This is a genomic window from Planobacterium oryzisoli, assembly GCF_015354315.1.
GTDB classification, from domain to species: domain Bacteria; phylum Bacteroidota; class Bacteroidia; order Flavobacteriales; family Weeksellaceae; genus Planobacterium_A; species Planobacterium_A oryzisoli.
In genome coordinates this window covers 23,342-44,694 of record NZ_JADKYY010000014.1, presented here as the reverse complement: position 1 = coordinate 44,694, position 21,353 = coordinate 23,342, and the positions used below count along the sequence as shown (strand labels likewise).

Genomic DNA, 21,353 nt, shown 5'->3' with positions numbered 1-21,353 from the left:
ATTAATTAAAATTTAGATTTTAAGTAGATTCCTGTTAGTACTTTTTTAGTATATAAGGGGAAATCCGCATTTTGTATCCATCCATAATACCCAGGATCTTTTTTGAATACATCCCGGACTGCTTGATTCTTATATTTTCCGAAAGAGAAGATCTCCTCACCTTGTTCATTGAAAGATACCATTCCGGCTAAATCAGCGCTCTTTTGGTGGTATGAGAATTCGCTCAAATGTCCAATTTCATTTGGCAAATCCTGATAATGAGCTACCTGAGCATCTAAGACCTCAAATGTTGCAAGTACATCATATTCAGCATCATGCGCATTTTCCATTTTTTTTCCACAATAAAATTCGTATGCTGCGCCCAGAGTTCTCGGCTCCATCTTATGGTAAATAACCTGGGCGTCTACCAAACGAAACTTGGAAAGGTCAAAATCAATCCCAGTCCGCAAAAGTTCTTCTGCAAGCAGAGGAACATCAAATTTATTAGAATTAAAACCTGCAAGGTCACATCCGGCGATCATCTCCATTATTTTTCCCGCGATTTCACCAAAAGTAGGACAATCTTTTACCTGTTCATCGTTAATTCCATGCACCGCCGTTGCTGCCGACGGAATGGGTATTTGGGGATTCACAAGCCAGGTGCGGGTTTCCCGCGAAGCGTCTGGATTTACTTTCATGACGCATATTTGCACTATTCTGTCTTTCGCTACATTTATTCCCGTAGTTTCCAGATCAAATACACAAAGAGGTTTATGAAGTTTTAAATTCATCATTTAAATATTAGTTGAATTGACGTTGGAAAACAAGGGATACCAATACGTAATAGACCACACTTAAGGGTATCCCTGCTAATCCAAACATAAAGATTAATAACACACACCCAGCGAGCAAAACTAATTTGGGGATATTGTCCTTTATTCGTAGACTCTTAAATTTTAAGGCAATCATTTTTATAGGGCTTACCAGCAGATAGGAACTTAATAGTGTTATAAATACTAAGTATGCAGCATTATCTGTTATAACCATTGCATCGTCTTGGTATGCAAGATGTGCAAGTGAAAAGATCAATAGTGTATTTGTAGGTGTATTTAAGCCCTTGAAATAATAAGCCTGTTCCGTGTCGATATTAAAAATAGCTAACCTAAGGCATGAGAATAGCGTGATCAAAAGTCCAATATATTTTACTTCAAAAGGTAGTTCGACGTTTAAGAATTGGTGTTGGAATGGACTTAACATTAAGTACATAGCAATGCCAGGCACCACGCCGAAACTTACCATATCGGCTAAAGAGTCCAACTGTATACCAAGGGCAGAGTCAGCCTTTAGAAGCCGTGCTACAAAACCATCGAAAAAGTCCATTACCAATGAAACTATCAGGCAGATGGCTGCAAGTGTGTAATTTCCGTCTAAGAGGGCTATCACACAAACCGTTCCGGCACCAAGATTTAGTAGTGTTAAAAGGTTGGCTAAATTATTCTTGATAAATAACATCATTTTAGCTTTTGTTTTAGAGGAGATTTGAAATGGTAATATAATCCAAAAATGCTGACGGACGCAGTAATAAATGTAAAAAGCAAGGAAGCTGCTATGCTAGCTTGAGGATCAATTTGGAAATACTGGCTGGTTTCAAGAAAAAGCACTTCCCTTGCACCAATTCCTGCGAACGATATTAGACTTAATATAGAACTTGAGAGAAACAGCACACAGTACTCAACGTACTTATCATCGATACCCAAACCTTTCGCTAGAACAATAAAACTTCCCGCCTGAAGCACCTGGATACAAATCGAAAGCACGAACGCTTTAACATGGAGTAATGTTTGGGTTGTAGAAAATCTGTTGAAGTATTTTAATAAATAAGCTAAAAAAAAGAGCACGAGACCGAAAACAATCAGATACGATCTTAGAGTAGGCACTATAAATGCTACACCCACACCAATCAATACCAAAATTGCTGTAAAGCCGTTGAAACGGTCCATTAGTAATGCAAAACCTGACTTTTTTATTCCGTAGCCAAGATGTTGTTTCAGTGAATATACTTTGTACGCATCGCCACCAATTCCTCCGGGAATAAAAAAGTTATAGAACATACCAACCAAATACAACTTTGCATTGGTCCAATAATCAAGTCTAATTCCGTTGCTTTCAAAGTAAATGTTTAATCTAGCAGTGGAAAGTAACTGTGATAAAAGAAAAAGAAATGTACTAAGAATCAAATAGAATAACGAAATTTCTGACCATAAAGATAATAGCTGCTCTGTAGAAATATTGGATATTGCATAGTAGAGTAGTACCACACTAACTACGATCTTAGCGAATCCAATTAACTTCTTTTTAAACGGCTTGCTCTCCAAAGCGACTGATTTTACGGATATTAAACGGTCTTTTACTTTGAGATTCATAATAGGTCTTCATCAACATATCAACTATGATTCCTGTGGTAAAGAATTGAATTCCCATAAATACGAGAAGGACTCCTAGTATAAGAAGGGGGCGCGTTCCGATTTCATTACCCATTATCTTAAGAATAAATAAATAGGCATTAATAAACATCCCTAAAGTAAATGCCGCCATTCCAATGTTTCCAAACAAATATATGGGCTTGGATAAATAACGCTGATTGAAGAGAACTAGCAGTAAGTCATTAATTACTTTGAACGTCCGGTTCATTCCGTATTTGGACTCCCCAAACTGACGTGCATGGTGCTTTACAGGCATTTCAGTAATTCGTGCACCGTTTAGATGCGCTAATAAACTTATAAACCTGTGATTTTCTCCATAAAGATTTAGTTCTTTTGCCGTATCACGGGTGAATACTTTTAGAGCACATCCCTGGTCCGAAATCTGGAGCTTGGTGCTGTGTTTAATTATGAAATTGGCTATCCTTGAGGGCACAGTGCGTAATGAAGAATCTTTTCTTTTTGCACGTTTTCCAACAACCAGGTCGTAATCTCCCTGCTCCAAAAGATTTACCATTGCAGGAATGTCAGATGGATCATTCTGCAAATCACCATCAAGGGTTATAATATAATCTCCTTTCGCTATATCAATGCCAGCCATCATAGCACTGCTCTGCCCATAGTTTTTCTTCAATTCCACAAGAATAACATGGGGGTCATTCTTGGATTTTATTTCTTTTACGGTGCCATCGGTTGAAAAATCATCAATCAAAATAAGTTCGTAAGGGTAGTTATGAAGTACCTCATTAATCCTATCTATTAGTAACGAAGCATTGCCCTGTTCGTTATACATCGGGATAATCAGTGAATAGAATTTATCGGAATTCATAAAATGCCTTTATATTGTTATTTTTGCAAAGATTGTCATGCAAAAATACGAAAAAACAACCACCTTGATGCGCAACAACCCATTTCTCAGCTCACGTCAACTTTGGACCCTCTACATCGGAATCGGACTTATTTACATACTAGGAACGATGGTGCCCTTGATGCAAAACGATTCGGCTCAACATGCATCAATGGCTATGCGAATGACACTTACCGGAGATTATCTTAATCTATTCAAGGGGGAGAACGCTTATTTGGATAAGCCCCATATGCATTTTTGGCTATCCGCATTAGCTATGGAAGTGTTTGGCGTAAACCACATAGCCTATCGCCTACCCGCAATTATATCTTTGGCAATAGGAGCAGTCGCAACCAAGAAATTATTTGATGTCCTTTATCCGCAGCGCCATATAGGGCAAGTGGCTAGTCTAGTGTTTCTTTGCTCTCAATCTATAATTCTGTCAGGTCACGATGTTAGAACGGACGCGGTATTGACGGGGTTTGTTATATTGTCTGTCTATCTCTTTGTTCAATTTTTACAGCGGGGAAAATGGTACTATGGGTTTGTGGCAGGTCTGAGTGCAGCCATCTCTTTTGATGCAAAGGGATTGATGCCGGTGGTGATTATAGGTATAGCAGTTTTATCATACCTCACCTATAGTCGAAAGTGGAGCATTTTCTTTTCTAAAAGGATGATTTATATTGTATCTGGATTCGCTTTGGGCATTGCACCGGTCCTCTATGCCTACTACTCTCAGTTTGGCGCAAAGGGAATAGAATTTATATTGATAGGACAAAGCCTGGGTAGGTTGGATGGAAGTGATTTTGGATCCACGCATTCGGATCCATTCTTTTTCTTTCATGCTTTATTATGGGTGTTTCTTCCGCTCTCTGTTCCCTTGTACTTCGCGGTGTATTTCAGAACTGCAGAGTTGGTTCGCAGTAGATTTAGCATGATTAATTCGCGTGAAGTATTAACGATAGGTTCTTTCTGGGGGGTTATGCTTTTGTTTAGCCTTTCTTCCTTCAAATTGCCTCATTATTTAAACGGTCTTTTACCACTATTATCCATTCTAGTTGTCGCTTATTTATCAGAAGAAAAGACAAAGGGTATTCTAAAGTTTTTAAAGGGTATACAAATATTCGTTGTGATAATCGCTCTACTACTTGTACTAGTTCTACTGCTTGCGTTTACGGGTGTGGTAAGTTGGTTTTTACTAATTCTTGTGGCACTTAGTTTTCTCCTTGTGGCTATTGGTCTTAGGGATTCAAAGGGCGAAGCAGGAAAGATTCTATGGATAGCGTTAATCGGCTCGGTTTCTTTGAACATGTTTCTAAATAGTCATTTTTATCCTATACTTACTCAGTATCAAGGAAGCTATACTCTAGCTCAGTGGGTAAATAGAAAAGAAATGTCAAAAGACAATATTGTAATGTTAGAGGGAAGTGAGTCGTGGGCATTTGATTTTTATACTTCTAGAAATACTCCTAGAATTTCTCCCGAATCCCTCGAGGCGGGGCAGTGGGTAGTGTTGCATGAATCTTCACTGCTTAATTTGAAGCGTTCTTACAAAATAATAAGAGCTGAAAATGACTTTAGAATTACCAGATTGAGTGCTAAGTTTATAAATCCCCAGAGAAGAGCGGAGCAGCTTTCCAAAATGATAATTGTTGAGATTTTATAATGTTCAAAACTGTTTAATAGCTAGTACTGGAGTAAAGTACTGAAATTGATATGGAATGGATAATTAAACATTTGGCGTTTAACATTTTTTATTTACTTTTATCCAAAGTATAGATTAATTAATATTAGAAATAAAATTGTATGAAAAAAATGCTATTTGCCTTTGCGGCACTGTTAATTTCAAGTTTATCTTTTGCACAAATTGAAGGCAAATGGAAAACAATAGACGATGAGACGGGCCAGGCCAAATCCATTGTGGAAGTGTTCAAGAAATCCAATGGGCAGTATTATGGAAAGATTACGCAGCTGATGGCAAAGCCAGAAAACGAGACCTGTGTGAAGTGTACCGACGATAGAAAAAATAAGCCGCTTATAGGTTTAGAGATTATCCGTGGACTAAAGAAATCCGGAAATGAGTTTACAGGAGGAACCATAACCGATCCCAAAACAGGTAAAACATATAAATGTACAATTACAAGGGATGGAAATAAGTTAAATGTGCGTGGTTATGTAGGTTTTTCTCTTATTGGTCGTACACAGACCTGGCATAAAGTAAACTAGATGATTCTCTTATTTATACTTTGAATAATGAATGCACCGTAGGGTGCATTTTTTTTATGACATGAATCATTTTCCAGGAGGCTTTAGATTCTTTCTCTATTAAGTTTTCAATTATATTGTTTAAATTTGTAGACCTAAAAAATACACTTTAAAATGGCAGAATATACTTTTCGCGAAGTAATTGCCCAGGCAATGAGCGAGGAAATGCGTAAGGACGAATCCATATTTCTTATGGGTGAGGAAGTTGCGGAGTACAATGGAGCATATAAAGCTTCCAAAGGGATGCTAACTGAATTTGGTCCAAAAAGAATTATTGACACTCCAATTGCTGAGCTTGGTTTTACGGGTATTTCTGTTGGTGCGGCAATGAATGGAAACCGCCCTATAGTGGAGTTCATGACATTTAATTTTTCGTTGGTCGGTATTGACCAAATTATAAATAATGCTGCAAAAATCCGACAAATGAGTGGAGGGCAATGGAATTGCCCAATAGTATTTAGAGGTCCAACGGCCTCTGCGGGTCAGTTAGGTGCTACGCACTCACAGGCGTTTGAAAGTTGGTATGCCAACTGCCCTGGTCTTAAAGTAGTGGTTCCATCTAATCCTTACGATGCTAAGGGACTTTTAAAATCAGCTATACAGGACAATGATCCTGTAATCTTTATGGAGTCGGAGCAGATGTATGGTGATAAGATGGAAATTCCTGACGAAGAGTATTACATCCCAATCGGCAAGGCAGATATAAAAAAGGAGGGAACGGATGTCACATTAGTTTCTTTCGGAAAGATTATGAAATTGGCTATGCAGGCAGCAGAAGATTTAGAGAAGGAAGGTATTTCTGTGGAAGTTATAGATCTGAGAACTGTACGGCCTTTAGACTATGAAACCGTTTTAGGATCAGTAAAAAAGACCAATCGATTGGTAGTATTGGAGGAAGCGTGGCCGTTTGGTTCTGTAGCTTCTGAAATCACCTACATGGTACAACAGAAAGCTTTTGATTATTTGGATGCTCCCGTGAAGCGAATCACTACGCCTGACGCCCCTGCTCCTTATTCGGCAGCATTGTTCTCAGAGTGGTTCCCTAAACTTGAAAAAGTTAAGGAAGAGCTTAAAAAAGCGATGTATATTAAGGCTTAATATAGATAAAAACTCTCGAAAGAGAGTTTTTTTATTTATAAATAGTTTCATAGTACACTGTTCTAAGGACTAACTTTGCCGAAATTTTCATTCATGCCACGTAACTCAACTGCGCACTCCTTTGATATAAAAAAACTTTCTTTTGTTGGTGTGCTTGTCTCGCTGGGAATTGTATTTGGTGACATTGGAACCTCACCACTTTACGTGATGAAGGCTATTGTGGGAGCATTCCAAGATACACCTCAGCTTCATTTAGAGGAATATATTGAAGGTGCGCTTTCCTGCATCATCTGGACTCTTACATTACAAACTACAGTCAAATATGTACTCATTGCTTTGCGCGCTGATAATAAAGGAGAAGGTGGTATACTGGCATTGTATTCCTTAGTGAAGAAGTTAAAAAAGCCTTGGCTTTATGTTGTAGCATTAATCGGTGCAGCTACTTTGGTGGCAGATAGTGTGATAACACCTTCACTTACGGTGATGTCGGCCGTGGAAGGACTTAAGATTTACCAGCCGGAGACACCTGTAGTCTTAATTACCTGCATTATCCTGCTTGTAGTTTTCGTCGTACAGCAATTTGGAACGAGTTTTATTGGTAAGTTTTTTGGGCCTATTATGGTGTTGTGGTTTGTCGCCCTGGGTGGATTTGGACTTATACATATAACCTCTCATTTGGAAATTCTAAAGGCCTTTAATCCTTATTATGCCTATCAATTAATAACACAGTCTCCCTCCGCTCTTATAATTATGGGGGCAGTATTTCTTTGTACCACTGGTGCGGAAGCTCTTTATTCTGACTTAGGACACTGCGGAAAGCAGAACATTCGTGTGAGTTGGATTTTTGTGAAAGTTATGCTCATTCTGAATTATTTGGGACAAGGCGCCTGGCTTTTGGATAACTTAGATTTGGCACGCTCTGGTATGAATCCCTTTTTTGGCATTATGCCCTCTTATCTAGTTATTCCAGGTGTATTGTTGGCAACGTTAGCAGCTATTATTGCCAGTCAGGCAGTAATTACAGGTTCCTTTACCATGTTTTCTGAGGCGATGTCCATTAACTTCTGGCCCAATCAGAAGATTGATTACCCGTCAGGGGTAAAGGGACAGATGTATATCCCTCGCATCAACTGGACGCTACTGATCATGTGTATTATGGTGGTGCTCTATTTTAAAGAATCAGGAAAGATGGAAGCTGCATACGGGCTGACAATTACAATCACCATGTTAATGACCACCTTGTTGCTTTTATTTTGGTTTCAAAGAAAGCGGGTGCACTGGATATTTGTACTCGGTTTTGCTTTGGTATACCTCTCTATTGAACTTGGTTTTTTCTATGCCAATGTTATTAAATTTTTCGAGGGAGGGTGGTTAACAGTTGTACTTGGTGGTTTTATAGGAATTTGTATGTATGCGTGGTATAACGGCCGACTTATCAAAAATAAATTCATCAAGTTTGTCAAATTGGATAAATATGCTCCGGTGATAAAGGATATGAAGCTAGATGAAACTATTCCCAAGTATGCAACTAATCTTGCATTTCTTTCCAGGGCTAAAAGACAAGATGAATTGGAGGCCAAAATTATATACAGTATAATCCGAAAACAGCCTAAACGAGCGGATCATTATTTTATTCTAAACATTGTAAACCAGGAAGATCCCTATACGTTTAATTACAGTGTGGAAGAAATTGTTCCTGGTACCATTTTTAGAATCAACTTTTATCTTGGCTTTAAAATCGACCGAAGAATTAATGATTATTTCGACCAGGTTCTAGAAGACTTAATGCAGCAAGATGTTATTCCCTCCCGGAGTGCCCATCCTTCATTACGTATGCATAACATTCCACCTGATTTGATGTATATTATTATTGATAACACATACATTAATGACACCTTATTAAGTGTCAAGGAGAAGATAACTCTTAATATCTATAACTTCGTAAAATATATCGGTAGCGATGACTTTAAAGCTTGGGGTGTTTCCCCTCATAATGTTGTTGTTGAATCAGCACCTTTGCTGGATCAGGAAATAATTGTAAAAAAGATACAACAAGTTGCATTTATTAAAACCTGAGTGGCATTTGGTCCGCTTCTTGGCTAACTGTCACTATCGATTAAATTTAATAAATTTGTAGTTAAAATCAATTGATGAACAACCAACAGGGACAATCCAATAATCAGGTAATAAGAGAAGTACTAAGGCAATACCTCCAGGAGAAGGGTTTTAGAAATACACCTGAACGCTATACAATTCTGGAAGAGATTTACGGAATGGAGCACCACTTTAATGTGGATGATCTGTACCTCTTAATGATGCAGAAAAAATACCATGTGTCCAAAGCGACCATATACAATACGATAGAAATATTTTTGGATGCAGGACTAATTAGAAAACATCAGTTCGGCGAAAAAACACTTACTTCCTCGTCGTATGAAAAATCGTACTTTGACAAACAGCATGATCATTTGGTCATCTATAAGAAAGGTTCAGATAAGGAGATAGAAGAAATAATTGAATTTTGCGACCCAAGGATCCAAGGAATTAAGGAAGCCATCGAAAACGCTTTCGGAGTGAATATTGATTCGCATTCATTGTATTTCTATGGAACTAAGAAGGACGAATGAAAAATATCTTCTTATTAATATGTGTTCTTTCGATAGGATTTTATTCTGCGCAGATTAAGACGCAGCCAACTACCCCTTTAACAAAAGATCCATTTTTTAACAATCAAAGTAAGACACCGCAAAATCCTGCAGAGCAGGTGGAGTTGGTTCATTCGGACCTTTTTCAGGTGGATAAAGAACGTTTTCAGGGTAATCCTTTTTTTTCGGGTAATGTGAAATTTTCACATAAAGGTTCTATTTTAACAGCTAATGAAGTCGTACTATATAAGGAGCAGAATTTCATTCGCGCGGTTGGAAATGTGCGGTTGGAAAATGCAGATGGTTCGGTAATTACAGCCCAGGAAATGGAATACGATGGAAATACAGAGAGAGGTATTGCCCGTAAAGATGTAGTGCTTACTGATCCAAAACAAACTATTTCAACACAAACCTTATACTACGATCGTCGCACTAACGAAGCCTATTTTAATACCGGCGGTACTATTCGTAGCGATGGAAATACAATGTATACCAATTCCGCTACGTACGATATATCGTCTAAAATGATAGATTTTAGAGGCAATGTAAGAATTGATAATCCAGAGTATACAGTAGAGGGTATTAATATTAAGCAAAACCAAAATACCAATACGGCTGAATTTTTTGGCCCTACCACCATTAGAAATAAAAAAAATCCCAGCAATTATCTCTATACGGAGAAAGGTCGTTATCTGATGGACCAGAAGGAAGCATATCTCGAAAAGAACTCAAGGATTTACTACAATAATAAAGTACTCACCGGAGATGCGCTTTATTTTAATCAAATTACAGGATACGGGACGGCCCGAGGAAACGTCACTTTGGATGATCCACTTGAGAGTAGGTATCTGAAAGGAGGGTATGCGGAAGTGTACGAAAAAAAGGATTCTGCTATGGTTACAGAAAAGCCCTATGCGGTTAAAATCCTAGAGAAGGATTCTATTTATTTTGCCGCGGAGAGAATATTGGCTTATCAGAAATTGGATTCTATCGGAGTAAAGAAAAGTCATATGCGCGCTTACAACAAAGCAAGGATGTATAAATCCAATGCGCAAGCGCGCGCCGATTCTATTTCATTTAATGAAACTGACGGGATCTTGCACCTAATAGACAAACCTATACTATGGAGTGGCGAAAGGCAAGTGACAGGGCAAAAGATCCTGGCATATTTTAACACAGAGACTGAAGATATAGATTCACTGAAAGTTCTTGAAGATGCTTTTGCTATAAATAAGGTGGATACTTTGAACTTGCGCGATGAATTTAACCAAATTAAAGGGCGCGTTATGACGGTTTATTATAAGGACAGTGAAATTTCTCTTGCCCAAGCGTTAGGTAATGCCCAGGCTATTACCTATGCAGACTCAGAAAATGAGCAAACCAAGGAGATGGAGCGATTAGGAGTTGTACTTTCTACCTGTGGCACTATTGAGGCGGAATTTACCAAGAGAAAGGTGGAAATAATATCATGTAATATTGGAGCAAAATCTGATTTTTATCCCATGTCAAAAATTTCAAAAGAAAGAAGATTTTTCCCTGATTTTAATTGGAATACAAAAGACAGGATACGAAGATGGCAAGATATTTTCCTCGACACACCCAATTACCCGGAAATACAATACGAATCCGACGACAGTCTTTACCAACAGGCCCAGGATGCTTTGGAAGCTAAACGTAGCGAAAGCCAGCCAGCGCGCGTAAGGAGAACAAGGAAATAATTGCAAAGTAACCTAATGAAAGAAGAGTTTTTCACATACCAAGCTCAGACTACCCCATTTGCGTCCGGATTTGAGGTAGAGAAAGCGCAGGGAAGTTATATATATGGTAAGGATGGTAAGGCGTATCTTGATTTTGTAGCGGGCGTCTCCGCAAATACATTAGGTCATTCACATCCCAAAATATTGTCGGCTATATCCGATCAGATGAATAAATATCTTCATGTGATGGTATACGGAGAATTTGCTCAAGATATGCCTGTAGCACTATGTAAGACGTTGGCTGAAAATACTCCCGATCCACTGGCAGTAACCTATTTGGTGAATTCCGGGGCAGAAGCCATTGACGGTAGCCTTAAGCTGGCTAAGCGCCACACCGGTCGTGAAAAAATTATATCGTTTAAAAATTCCTATCATGGAAATACGCATGGCGCACTTTCTGTATCAGGTAATGAAGTTCATAAAAGAGAATTCCGGCCGCTGCTTCCCTTAGTAGAATTCATTGAATTCAATTCTTTAACGGATTTGGATAGTATCGATGAGGAATCTGCATGTGTGATACTGGAAACTATCCAGGGTGCTGCTGGATTTTTACTTCCTGATGTGCAGTATTTGAAAGCTCTTCGTCAAAAATGCACTGATACTGGGACACTTCTTATTCTTGATGAAATCCAACCTGGTTTTGGTAGAACAGGAAAGCTATTTGCCTTCGAACACTATGGTATCGTTCCTGATATTTTGGTCATGGGTAAAGGCATGGGCGGAGGTCTACCCGTGGGAGCATTCATGAGTTCTGCCGAAATCATGAATAGTTTAACACATTCGCCGAAATTAGGACATATTACCACCTTCGGAGGTAATCCACTCATTGCCGCTGCGTCCTATGCAACACTAACGGAAGTGCTTTCGGGAGATTTAATGACTGAGGTTCATATAAAAGAAAAACTATTCAGGGAGTTACTAGTACACCGTCTTATTAAGAATATTAATGGAAGGGGACTGATGTTAGCAGTAGAGCTTGAATCCCCTGAGGTAACACTGGCAGTAGCCAAGAGATGCATGGAAAAGGGTTTAATTGTATTCTGGCAACTTTATAGAAATGAATTTTTAAGGATTTCTCCTCCATTAACTATTTCCAGAGATGAAATCATTGAAGGGTGCTCCATTATTATTGAAGTTTTGGACGAAAGAAGCTAGTTGCGATTGAACAAAAATCAATCTGTTTATTTTGTTTTGATACTGAATTAATTTATATATTGCGGCACATTAAGAAAATAATTTATGGTGAAGCATAAAGTGCAGTATGAGTACCCAATGCACTGCCTTTCTGAAATTTTATATGAATACCTCGCTAGTGCTGAGGGGCTTTCGGAATGGTTTGCTGACGAGGTGGTTGAAAAGGGGGATGATTTTTATTTTAGCTGGGGTGGTGGTCCTTCTGAGAAGGCTACGCTCATCAGATATAAGCCGGAGAGTTTTGTTAGATTTCGTTGGGAGGAAGATGAAGGTACTAAGAATTTCTTTGAGATGACCATTGTAATCGATGAAATTACTGATGATTTGGCTTTGAATATTACCGACTTTTGTTATCCTGGAGACGAAGACGAGAATAGACTTTATTGGGAAAATCTAATAGAGAACTTACGTATTAAACTTGGTGCCTCGTAGAGGTTTTTAGAAATACAATAAATGCTTTATGGACGATTAGTTTCGTTCATTCTTTTTTGGTAAAGGTTATATCTGAAATACTACATATGCATAAAAATACAACTGAAATTAACCGGGCGATGCTCTTAGGCGATGTAGTTCGTGTTTCCTTTTTTGTAAGAAACGGCTCTTTGCAAATGGGAGAGGAATGTTACTTCTTTTTAATGTCTTCAATGCGCAAAATGCGGATGAAAATCCCTTTGAATTTTACGCTAGAATTTTTTGAAGAGTGTATATTGAAGATTGCTAGCGAGCAACAACTCCTGCATGGTATCATTAGTCTGTTTGTTTATCGAAAAGATTTTGATGGACCGATATCGGAGGCACCGGTAGATCTGTTGCATGAAATTCAAAGTATCACTGATCCGTTCTCGATGAAGGAAGGGTACACTATGGATGTTATTAAGGAAATATCAATAGGAACTAACCTTCTTAGTAATATCCAGGTGCCATCACCAGAAAATATTTACGCTAAAGTATATGCTAAAGAGAATGAGCTTAATGATGTCATTTTGTTAAACTCCAACCGCAGAGTAGCAAGGAGTATATATGGTAATCTACTGCTGTTGCAAGATGGGGTGATTAAGGTAGTTCCGCAGTCAGAAGGTGCATATATATCACCGCTCATGGAAAATATGCTCACCTATTTTCTCAGAACGTTGCATGTTAAGCATGAGCAGATAGAAATGAGCGCATTTGAAACGCAAAAAGCGCAGGAGATTCTGGTGGTTTCAGATTCCCATGGAATTACAGCAGTATCCTCGATACGTAACAAAGAATTTGCTTCCGAGAGTTTCCGGCAATGGGTTGGAAAGTGGCAGAGTAGTTTTGTTTAGTACTCTTCTCGATACTTATTTCGATGGAGTACTTCAATTCATTGAAATATCTTCTGGCGTGTTAGCAAAAAGTAAAAATTGTCCCCCTAGATTTTCCATTATTTGTCTCCAAAGGCCTTGGTCGTTAGGCGAGGTGTAGTCTAGGTTAACAAGTTCTACCTGCGTCCAGAATTTCTGCCCAATCTCGGACTCCAACTGGTTTGCAGACCAGCCCGAATAGCCTGAGAAAACCTTGACTTGCTGCAACTCTAGTTCTCCGTCAATAAGTGCTGTGACGATGGTTTCTGCATCCTCAGTTAAGTAGTAATCATTATCTATTTTCATGAAAAATTCGTTCATAGGTGTGCCTTTGACAATAAAAAAAATCTTTTCATTTGAAACGGGGCCACCCTCATAAACGTCAACCGGATAACCGAAGATTTGCGCTATGTTTTGACTTACTTCTACATTTTTTTTATTAAGTATTAAACCAAATGCACCTTCGGGATTATGGTCAATGATTAAAACCACAGAACGTGAAAATACATCTCCTGTCAAATCAGGTGTAGAAATTAATATTTTACCTTTGTAGGAGTTGCTCATATTCAAAAATAATAAAAATATGGAAAATCTGCATGATCGCAGGAAGGTATATGAAAAGCTTGAATTACTAGAAGAAAATTGCAAAGCTAATCCAATGGAGCAATTCCGTGACTGGTTTCTTGATGCAGAGGCTGACTCCTCTGTGACGGAACCTAATGCTATGGCTCTCTCTACAGTAGAGCCTGATGGATGCCCAAGGACCAGAATGGTCTTACTAAAATCCTATACCTGGGAGGGATTTATTTTTTATACCAATTATCATAGTAAAAAGGGTCGTGCTTTGGAGCGCTTTTCAAGCGCGTGCCTGCATTTTTTCTGGCCTGGACTGGAAAGACAAATTATTATAAAATCCGAACTGGAAAAGTTGCCGGAAAATTTAAGTGACGGATACTTTTCACAGCGACCGAAAGGGAGTCAGTTGGGGGCTGTGGTTTCTAATCAGAGCGCAGTGGTGCCGGACAGAAAGTACTTGGAATCTAAATTGAGAGAACTAGAGATGGAATACCGTGATAAGGAAGTTCCGCGACCTTCGCATTGGGGCGGATATATCGCACGGCCCTACGAAATTGAGTTCTGGCAGGGTCGACCTAATAGACTTCATGACCGCATACTATATACCTACGATAAAGATTTTAACTGGAGCTTGCAGAGGCTGGCACCATAAAAAAGCCCCTCAAGAGAGGGGCCAAGAGGTTAATTATAACTGTTGTTTAGTTATTTTTTCTTAGTACCAGCAACTGCATTAGATAAGTCAGCTCCAGCTTTAAATTTCGCAACTTTTTTAGCGGCGATTTTAATTGGCTTTTTGGTTGCAGGGTTAATACCTTGTCTGGCAGCCCTTTCTGCTACTGAAAAAGTTCCAAAACCAACCAAAGAAACTTTACCGTCTTTTTTCTTAAGTGTGTCTTGTACATTGGTCATAAATGATTCAAGAGCAGCTTTCGCGGCAACTTTAGTAATTCCGGCGTCTTTAGCCATTGCGTCAATTAATTCAGACTTGTTCATAATTCTATTTATTAATTAGTTAGGTTGTTGTATACACAAATATAGTACTATTTTGAAATATCGCAAATTTATTTTGATTTATTTCATATAAATTACACTAAAGAGAAGACTATTGTTAAAAATCAATAATTAAGAAGATTACATAAAATAGGGATTTACACAGGGTTACTTTGTGTGTTATTCCTCTATTTATAGTGGTTTTCAAATACTTGTTTAATTGTTACAGCGAATTACGAATTTGTGAATTTACATATCAATTGTTAACTAATAGCTCAAAGTTTTCCAAAATAGGCAAAATTAATTTGATATTATTGATATTTCGGCATTTTATTTAATCATAGATGTTTCATAATCAACGGGTTAATTTAGTATAGATTTTGTTTATTTATTAATAAATTTGTGACCATGTTAATAGAAGTCTTTAAATCTAAAATCCACCGTGTCAGAGTTACCTCCTCTGATCTGGATTATATCGGAAGTATAACCATCGATGAAGATCTTCTGGATGCGTCGGGAATTATTGTAGGCGAACGTGTTTATATCGTTAATGTAAATAATGGCGAACGCTTCGATACTTATGCGATTCGCGGAAAGCGTAAATCAGGTGAAGTATGCTTAAACGGTCCAGCAGCGCGCAAAGTGCAGAAAAACGATATTATTATAATAATTGCATATGCTCAAATGACGCCAGAGGAGGCAAAATCTTTTCAGCCAACCATAATATTCCCTGACGAAAGTACCAATCTCTTACTTTAAGTTAATGGCCGGTTTCTTTGTTGTGCAGCGTAAATCTTTGCTGACCCTTTTAGTTTCGATTTTGATTGCGGGAGTTTTCATGTGGTGGGCACTGCAGGGACTTGATGTCAACGCAGTTTCGGGATATTTTATTCAAGCTGATTTGCGCTATGTACTTCTTGCGGCGTTTTTTGGTCTTCTGGCCTACTGGTTACGGGCTGTACGTTGGAACATTCTATTAGAACCGATGGGATATAAGGTCAAGTCTACAAATGCCCTTTGGAGTATTTCCTTTGGTTATTTAATGAATTTAACGATACCTCGAAGTGGGGAAATAGCCAGAGCCACAGCTTTATACGGTACCGATAAGGTTCCTGCAGACCGTTCCTTTGGTACTATCATTTTAGAACGGGTCGTTGATTTACTATGTATGGTGGTGTTTTTAGTCCTTGTTCTTGTTTTTCGGTATGAGGCTATATTTTCCTTTTATAAGTATGCAAATGTGGAAAGAAACCCGAACATCGGCGGACTGCAATGGTTTATACCCGCTGTACTTGTGGGTGCATTACTAGGTGGAATAGTTTTTATTTGGTTTAGAAATCGATTCACAAATATTCCGATACTAGGAAAGCTGTACGCTTTGTATGATGGTGTTATGGATGGTCTTACAGCCATCGCACGACTTAAGCGTCCAATAATGTTTGTAATCTACACCATTGCTATTTGGGTGTGCTATTTCTTAGCATCGTATATAGTTTGTTTCTCCCTGCCTCAGACTTCTGATTTTCAGCTGGCTGACGGGCTTTTTCTTTTGGTGGTGGGTACATTAGGAATGATTATTCCTGCCAGTGGAGGTATAGGTGCATTCCATCTTGCCATGAAAATAGGTGTTGGTGCACTATTTATATCACAGGGCAAAGATATGCACGAAGGATTTGCTGTCGGTTTGGCGTACGGCTTTATCTCTCATACTTTGCAATTATTCCTATTTCTACTAATGGGATTTCTTTCTATCCCTTTTTTGGCTAAAGCACGTAATTCGGCTAACTTGCAGCAAAGTCAATTTCAAGAGTAGGTGTTACTGACCAAAAGCTCTTTTCATTAAACTGTCTATCGTTGGCTCATCTCCTTTAAATTCGATGTACAGCTGCATAGGATCCTCACTACCTCCTTTAGAGAGTAAAGTTTTAAATTTCTTCGCAGTGGAGTTGTCGTCTAGTCCCTGACTCTTAAAATGATCAAAGGCATCAGCGTCTAAAACTTCTGCCCATTTATAGGAATAATAACCTGAAGCATAACCCCCGTGAAATATATGTGAGAAACTGGTACTGGTGCACATGTCACTATGTATAGGATATACTTGGGTACTCGCGGTCTGCAGAAGTTCAAATTCTCTAATATCTCCTATTGTTTCATTGTGCTGATGATAGCCCATATCCAGTAGTCCAAATCCAATCTGCCGAAGGGTCTGATAGCCTTCCATGAAATTCTTGCTTTGGGTGATTTTGCTAATTTTCTCCAATGGCAATGGCTCCCCAGTTCTATAATGAAATGCGAATGATTGCAGAAAATCAGGTTCATAGCAAAAGTTCTCCATAAACTGCGATGGCAATTCTACAAAATCCCATTTCACATTAGTTCCTGAAAGCGAGGGATATCTTGTATTGGCAAGCATGCCATGTAGAGCGTGTCCAAATTCATGGAAGAGGGTTGTAACCTCTTGAAAAGTCAAGAGACTCGGTACTTGTGCGGTGGGTTTTGTGAAATTGCATACTACTGAGATGTGGGGTCTATGATTTTCTCCATTTTCAATATATTGGTTTTGGTAACTGGTCATCCAAGCCCCCGCTCTTTTTCCTTTCCTAGGATGGTAGTCTGTATATAGAATCGCTTTATAACTTCCCTGCTCGCGTACTTCATAAACCTGTACCTCCTTGTGGTAGACTTCAATGTCTGTTCTTGGAATGAACTCTAACCCAAACAGAGTGTTAATTAGTGTAAAAAGTGCTTTCTCGACGCTTTTTAATGGTAAATACGGTCGAAGTTCCTCGTCGTTAATGTCAAAACGTTCTTTTTTTATCTTTTCTGCATAATAGGAATGGTCCCATGTTTCTACCTGTTTGATTCCGTCCGCCTTTGCCATACGTTGGATTTCTTCCACGTCTCTGTATGCAAAAGGAGTTGCTTTCTCTCGAAGTTCGTGTAGAAAGTTCTCTACGGTAGCGGGTGATTTGGCCATACGTTCTTCAAGTACGTACTCTGCATAATTACGGTAACCCAGAAGAATTGCTTTTTTACTTCTAAGTACTGTAAGCTCGCGAATCAAGTTACGGTTGTCATACATTCCAGGCTGCGCAGCTTTTCTTCCGTTTGCCAGAGCTAACTCCATCCGCAGGTTTCGGTCTTCTAAATACATCATTGCCGGCAGATAACTTGGGTAATCCAACGTTATGACGTACCCATCCAATCCACGGGTTTTGGCCTCTTCAGCAAATTGAAATTTTATCCCTTCAGGTACGCCTTTTAATTCTTCCTCATCCTTTATATGTTTAAAGTATTGGTTTGTGGCAGCGAGAAGGTTCTGGCCAAACTGAAGTGATTTTTTGGCGATATCCTTATTTATTAGCTCAAGTTCTTTCTTTTGTTCCGAAGATAATTTCGCTCCACTGCGTATAAACTCTTTGTAAGTTTCTTCCAATAGCATTTGTTGCTCCTTATCAAGAGTTGAACGATCGGTTAGTTTATGTACGCGGTAAATACGTGCAAAAAGCTGTTCATTCTGCGTAATTTTGGAAGAAAATTCCGTTAATAAGGGAGATATCTGTTGGGCAAGATCTTGCAGTCTATCAGTGGTTTCTGCAGAATTTAAGTTAAAAAATATACTGCTTACTGTATTAAGTTCTTTGCCTGAATAGGCAAGCGCTTCAATAGTGTTTTCATAGTTAGCGGTTTTTGGATTTGTTGCTATTTTCTCAATTTCAGCTGTGGTAACTGAAATTAATTGTGTAATTGCTGGTAGAAAATCTTCTGGGGTGATTCTTTCAAACGGTGTGGTTCCGAATGGCGTATCAAATGCTTTAGTAAGTATGTTTTCCATGTAAAATCGCTAAAAAGTGCAAGTTACATTTTTTGGAATTTGGTGCAAATTCCCCGTTGTGTTAATGTATTATAATTGTTCTATTCGGCAAATAATGAAATAGGTCAAGCGTCCATTCAAAAAACGTAACTTTAACATTTAAACTAGATAAATTATGAAATATAAAGAAGGTATGCTGCGTGAGGACGCACTCTTAAATAAGGTAATTCTTGTTACCGGTGGTGGAAGTGGTCTGGGCAAAGCGATGAGCAGGTATTTCCTTACCCTTGGCGCAAAACTCATTATAACATCGAGGGATCTTTCCAAACTTGAAGATACTGCGAAAGAACTCGTTAATGATGCAGGAGGAGAGGTGCTTCCTTTGGCTTGCGATGTGCGGGATTTTGAGCAAGTAACCCAGATGATGCATGCTGCCATTGCGCACTTTGGTCGAATTGATGTGCTTGTGAACAACGCTGCAGGTAATTTTATATCTCCAACCGAGCGTTTAACACCAAGTGCATTCGACTCCATCTTAGATATTGTTCTAAAAGGCACAAAAAACTGCACTCTTGCGTTAGGCAAATACTGGATTGATAATAAAATTGAAGGAACCGTTCTTAATATTGTAACTACGTATGCATGGACTGGTTCAGCATATGTTGTCCCCTCGGCCTGCGCTAAGGCGGGCGTTTTGGCCATGACCAGGAGTCTTGCGGTCGAATGGGCTAAGTACGGGATTCGATTTAATGCAATTGCTCCTGGTCCATTCCCTACAAAAGGAGCTTGGGAAAGACTACTCCCTGGCGATTTAGCTGAAAAATTTGATATGAGAAAAAAAGTTCCCCTTCGCAGAGTGGGAGAACATCAGGAGTTAGCTAATCTCGCAGCTTACCTTGTATCAGAATATTCTGCGTACATGAATGGTGAAGTAGTAACTATTGACGGAGGAGAGTGGTTGCAAGGTGCCGGTGAATTTAATATGCTAGAGGCGCTTCCTCAGGAGATGTGGGATGCTTTGGAAATGATGGTTAAGGCACGTAAGAATCCAGGGTGATTTTAGCCATTATGATAGGAGAGAATTCTTTAAAAATTGTTTAATTTGCAATGCTTTAAATAAGATACAATGATTATACAACCGCGCACACGAGGCTTTATTTGCCTGACAGCCCATCCTGCAGGAGCACTGCAAACCATGAAGAACCAAATAGCGTACATAAAAGAGAAGGGAACAATAGAAAATGGGCCAAAAAAGGTTTTGGTAATCGGAGCGTCCACTGGTTTTGGAATCGCCTCCCGTATCACTGCAGCTTTTGGAAGTGGAGCAGCCACGATAGGTGTGTTTTTTGAGAAGCCTTCATCTCCTTCTAAACTTGGTACTGCAGGTTGGTACAATAGTGCGGCTTTTGAGCAGTTAGCACATGCAGAGGGTTTGTACGCAAAATCAATTAATGGTGATGCATTTTCAGATGATATTAAGAATCAGACGATTGCTCTTATTAAGGAAGATCTGAAAGAAGTGGACTTGGTGATTTACAGTGTTGCATCACCCCGAAGAACCCATCCAAAGACAGGGGAAACATATTCCTCTGTACTTAAGCCGATAGGAGCTCCGTTCTCAAATAAAACAGTCGATTTTCACACCGGGGTAGTTTCTGACATTACTATACAGCCAGTTGACAAACAAGAGGATATAGATAATACAGTGGCGGTAATGGGAGGGGAGGATTGGATCATGTGGATGGAGGCCCTAAAGGAAGCCGGGGTATTAGCTGCCGGTGTGAAAACAGTGGCGTATTCTTATATTGGTCCAGAATTGACATTCCCGATTTACCGAAATGGAACCATCGGTCAAGCAAAGAATGATCTGGAAGCATCTGTAATTAAAATTAATAAATTACTGGAAGAAAAAAAGGGCGAAGCATACGTTTCGGTGAATAAAGCGCTGGTAACGCAATCCAGTTCTGCCATTCCCGTTGTTCCATTGTATATCTCTTTACTCTTCAAGGTGATGAAGGAGAAGAATATACACGAGGGGACCATTGAACAAATGCAACGACTGTTCGCAGACCGTCTGTATTCCCCTACTGGTTCAGTTCCAGTAGATGATGTAGGACGTATCCGAATTGATGACTGGGAAATGAGAGAAGATGTACAGAAGGAAGTGGCTGAGAAATGGAATAAGGTAACGACTGAGAACCTCAGTGAATTGAGTGATATTGAGGGTTATAGAAAGGAGTTTTTTCAGCTGTTTGGCTTTGAAATCGATGGTATCGATTACGATGCTGATACCGACGAAAATGTTAAAATTCCAAGCATTGACTAATGGGCAGATCCCTGATTTTTTTTATTAAAGTAGCATTTTGCATAGGTCTGTTTTACT

Annotated in this window: 21 protein-coding genes; 14 read left to right on the top strand and 7 right to left on the bottom strand. The window is 39.0% G+C overall.

All coding sequences use genetic code 11. The features are described 5' to 3' along the window. Positions 1 to 5: 5 nt before the first annotated feature. From IC612_RS09755 to IC612_RS09740, 4 genes are read right to left on the bottom strand one after another with little or no spacing between them, the layout of a single operon-like run. Complete coding sequence (locus tag IC612_RS09755) at positions 6 to 770, bottom strand: 3'-5' exonuclease (RefSeq protein WP_194740022.1); 765 nt, start codon at positions 768 to 770, stop codon at positions 6 to 8. A 10-nt stretch (positions 771 to 780) separates the two neighbouring features. Then, positions 781 to 1,491, bottom strand: a complete 711-nt coding sequence (locus IC612_RS09750) for a CDP-alcohol phosphatidyltransferase family protein (RefSeq protein WP_194740021.1) — start codon at positions 1,489 to 1,491, stop codon at positions 781 to 783. After that, a complete protein-coding gene (locus IC612_RS09745) occupies positions 1,491 to 2,402 on the bottom strand; it encodes a lysylphosphatidylglycerol synthase transmembrane domain-containing protein (RefSeq protein ID WP_194740003.1) in 912 nt (303 codons plus the stop codon). The genes IC612_RS09750 and IC612_RS09745 overlap by 1 nt, the downstream gene beginning before the upstream one ends. Beyond that, positions 2,335 to 3,288, bottom strand: a complete 954-nt coding sequence (locus IC612_RS09740; protein WP_194740002.1) for a glycosyltransferase family 2 protein — start codon at positions 3,286 to 3,288, stop codon at positions 2,335 to 2,337. The genes IC612_RS09745 and IC612_RS09740 overlap by 68 nt, the downstream gene beginning before the upstream one ends. A gap of 67 nt (positions 3,289 to 3,355) precedes the next feature. Between IC612_RS09740 and IC612_RS09735 the strand changes: the two genes are divergently transcribed. The 9 genes from IC612_RS09735 (at position 3,356) to IC612_RS09695 (ending at position 13,572) form a co-directional block, all read left to right on the top strand. After that, positions 3,356 to 4,972 carry an ArnT family glycosyltransferase gene (locus tag IC612_RS09735; RefSeq protein ID WP_194740001.1) on the top strand — a complete coding sequence of 539 codons (1,617 nt, stop codon included), beginning with the start codon at positions 3,356 to 3,358 and terminating at the stop codon, positions 4,970 to 4,972. 140 nt (positions 4,973 to 5,112) lie between these two features. Continuing rightward, on the top strand, positions 5,113 to 5,532 hold the full coding sequence (locus tag IC612_RS09730) for a DUF2147 domain-containing protein (protein ID WP_194740000.1): 420 nt from the start codon (positions 5,113 to 5,115) through the stop codon (positions 5,530 to 5,532). Between the two features lie 153 nt (positions 5,533 to 5,685). Then, positions 5,686 to 6,669 carry a pyruvate dehydrogenase complex E1 component subunit beta gene (locus IC612_RS09725; RefSeq protein WP_194739999.1) on the top strand — a complete coding sequence of 328 codons (984 nt, stop codon included), beginning with the start codon at positions 5,686 to 5,688 and terminating at the stop codon, positions 6,667 to 6,669. A 93-nt stretch (positions 6,670 to 6,762) separates the two neighbouring features. After that, positions 6,763 to 8,745 carry a KUP/HAK/KT family potassium transporter gene (locus tag IC612_RS09720; RefSeq protein ID WP_194739998.1) on the top strand — a complete coding sequence of 661 codons (1,983 nt, stop codon included), beginning with the start codon at positions 6,763 to 6,765 and terminating at the stop codon, positions 8,743 to 8,745. Between the two features lie 74 nt (positions 8,746 to 8,819). Further along, on the top strand, positions 8,820 to 9,296 hold the full coding sequence (locus tag IC612_RS09715) for a Fur family transcriptional regulator (RefSeq protein WP_194739997.1): 477 nt from the start codon (positions 8,820 to 8,822) through the stop codon (positions 9,294 to 9,296). After that, positions 9,293 to 11,032, top strand: coding sequence for an OstA-like protein (locus IC612_RS09710; RefSeq protein WP_194739996.1), 1,740 nt, complete (start codon positions 9,293 to 9,295; stop codon positions 11,030 to 11,032). The genes IC612_RS09715 and IC612_RS09710 overlap by 4 nt, the downstream gene beginning before the upstream one ends. Positions 11,033 to 11,047: 15 nt before the next feature. After that, a complete protein-coding gene (locus IC612_RS09705; protein WP_194739995.1) occupies positions 11,048 to 12,226 on the top strand; it encodes an aspartate aminotransferase family protein in 1,179 nt (392 codons plus the stop codon). A gap of 84 nt (positions 12,227 to 12,310) precedes the next feature. Next, on the top strand, positions 12,311 to 12,697 hold the full coding sequence (locus IC612_RS09700) for an START-like domain-containing protein (RefSeq protein ID WP_194739994.1): 387 nt from the start codon (positions 12,311 to 12,313) through the stop codon (positions 12,695 to 12,697). A gap of 86 nt (positions 12,698 to 12,783) precedes the next feature. Next, positions 12,784 to 13,572, top strand: coding sequence for an aminotransferase class IV (locus IC612_RS09695; RefSeq protein ID WP_194739993.1), 789 nt, complete (start codon positions 12,784 to 12,786; stop codon positions 13,570 to 13,572). 33 nt (positions 13,573 to 13,605) lie between these two features. On the opposite strand, the gene IC612_RS09690 is transcribed toward IC612_RS09695, so the two are convergent. Beyond that, positions 13,606 to 14,154 carry a YqgE/AlgH family protein gene (locus tag IC612_RS09690; protein WP_194739992.1) on the bottom strand — a complete coding sequence of 183 codons (549 nt, stop codon included), beginning with the start codon at positions 14,152 to 14,154 and terminating at the stop codon, positions 13,606 to 13,608. 19 nt (positions 14,155 to 14,173) lie between these two features. On the opposite strand from IC612_RS09690, the gene pdxH reads away from it, so the two are divergent. Then, entirely contained in the window at positions 14,174 to 14,818 is a 645-nt protein-coding gene (gene pdxH, locus IC612_RS09685) for a pyridoxamine 5'-phosphate oxidase (RefSeq protein WP_194739991.1), read from the top strand. A 50-nt stretch (positions 14,819 to 14,868) separates the two neighbouring features. On the opposite strand, the gene IC612_RS09680 is transcribed toward pdxH, so the two are convergent. Next, positions 14,869 to 15,159 (bottom strand): HU family DNA-binding protein, encoded by a 291-nt coding sequence (locus IC612_RS09680; protein ID WP_194739990.1) that lies wholly within the window; start codon positions 15,157 to 15,159, stop codon positions 14,869 to 14,871. Between the two features lie 405 nt (positions 15,160 to 15,564). Between IC612_RS09680 and panD the strand changes: the two genes are divergently transcribed. After that, complete coding sequence (panD, locus tag IC612_RS09675) at positions 15,565 to 15,915, top strand: aspartate 1-decarboxylase (protein WP_194739989.1); 351 nt, start codon at positions 15,565 to 15,567, stop codon at positions 15,913 to 15,915. A gap of 4 nt (positions 15,916 to 15,919) precedes the next feature. Next, positions 15,920 to 16,969 (top strand): lysylphosphatidylglycerol synthase transmembrane domain-containing protein, encoded by a 1,050-nt coding sequence (locus tag IC612_RS09670; protein ID WP_194739988.1) that lies wholly within the window; start codon positions 15,920 to 15,922, stop codon positions 16,967 to 16,969. Positions 16,970 to 16,972: 3 nt separating this feature from the next. On the opposite strand, the gene IC612_RS09665 is transcribed toward IC612_RS09670, so the two are convergent. Further along, positions 16,973 to 18,991 carry a M3 family metallopeptidase gene (locus tag IC612_RS09665; protein ID WP_194739987.1) on the bottom strand — a complete coding sequence of 673 codons (2,019 nt, stop codon included), beginning with the start codon at positions 18,989 to 18,991 and terminating at the stop codon, positions 16,973 to 16,975. A gap of 154 nt (positions 18,992 to 19,145) precedes the next feature. Between IC612_RS09665 and IC612_RS09660 the strand changes: the two genes are divergently transcribed. Beyond that, complete coding sequence (locus tag IC612_RS09660) at positions 19,146 to 20,027, top strand: SDR family oxidoreductase (protein WP_194739986.1); 882 nt, start codon at positions 19,146 to 19,148, stop codon at positions 20,025 to 20,027. 69 nt (positions 20,028 to 20,096) lie between these two features. Further along, positions 20,097 to 21,296 (top strand): enoyl-ACP reductase FabV, encoded by a 1,200-nt coding sequence (fabV, locus tag IC612_RS09655; protein WP_194739985.1) that lies wholly within the window; start codon positions 20,097 to 20,099, stop codon positions 21,294 to 21,296. Positions 21,297 to 21,353 lie beyond the last annotated feature (57 nt).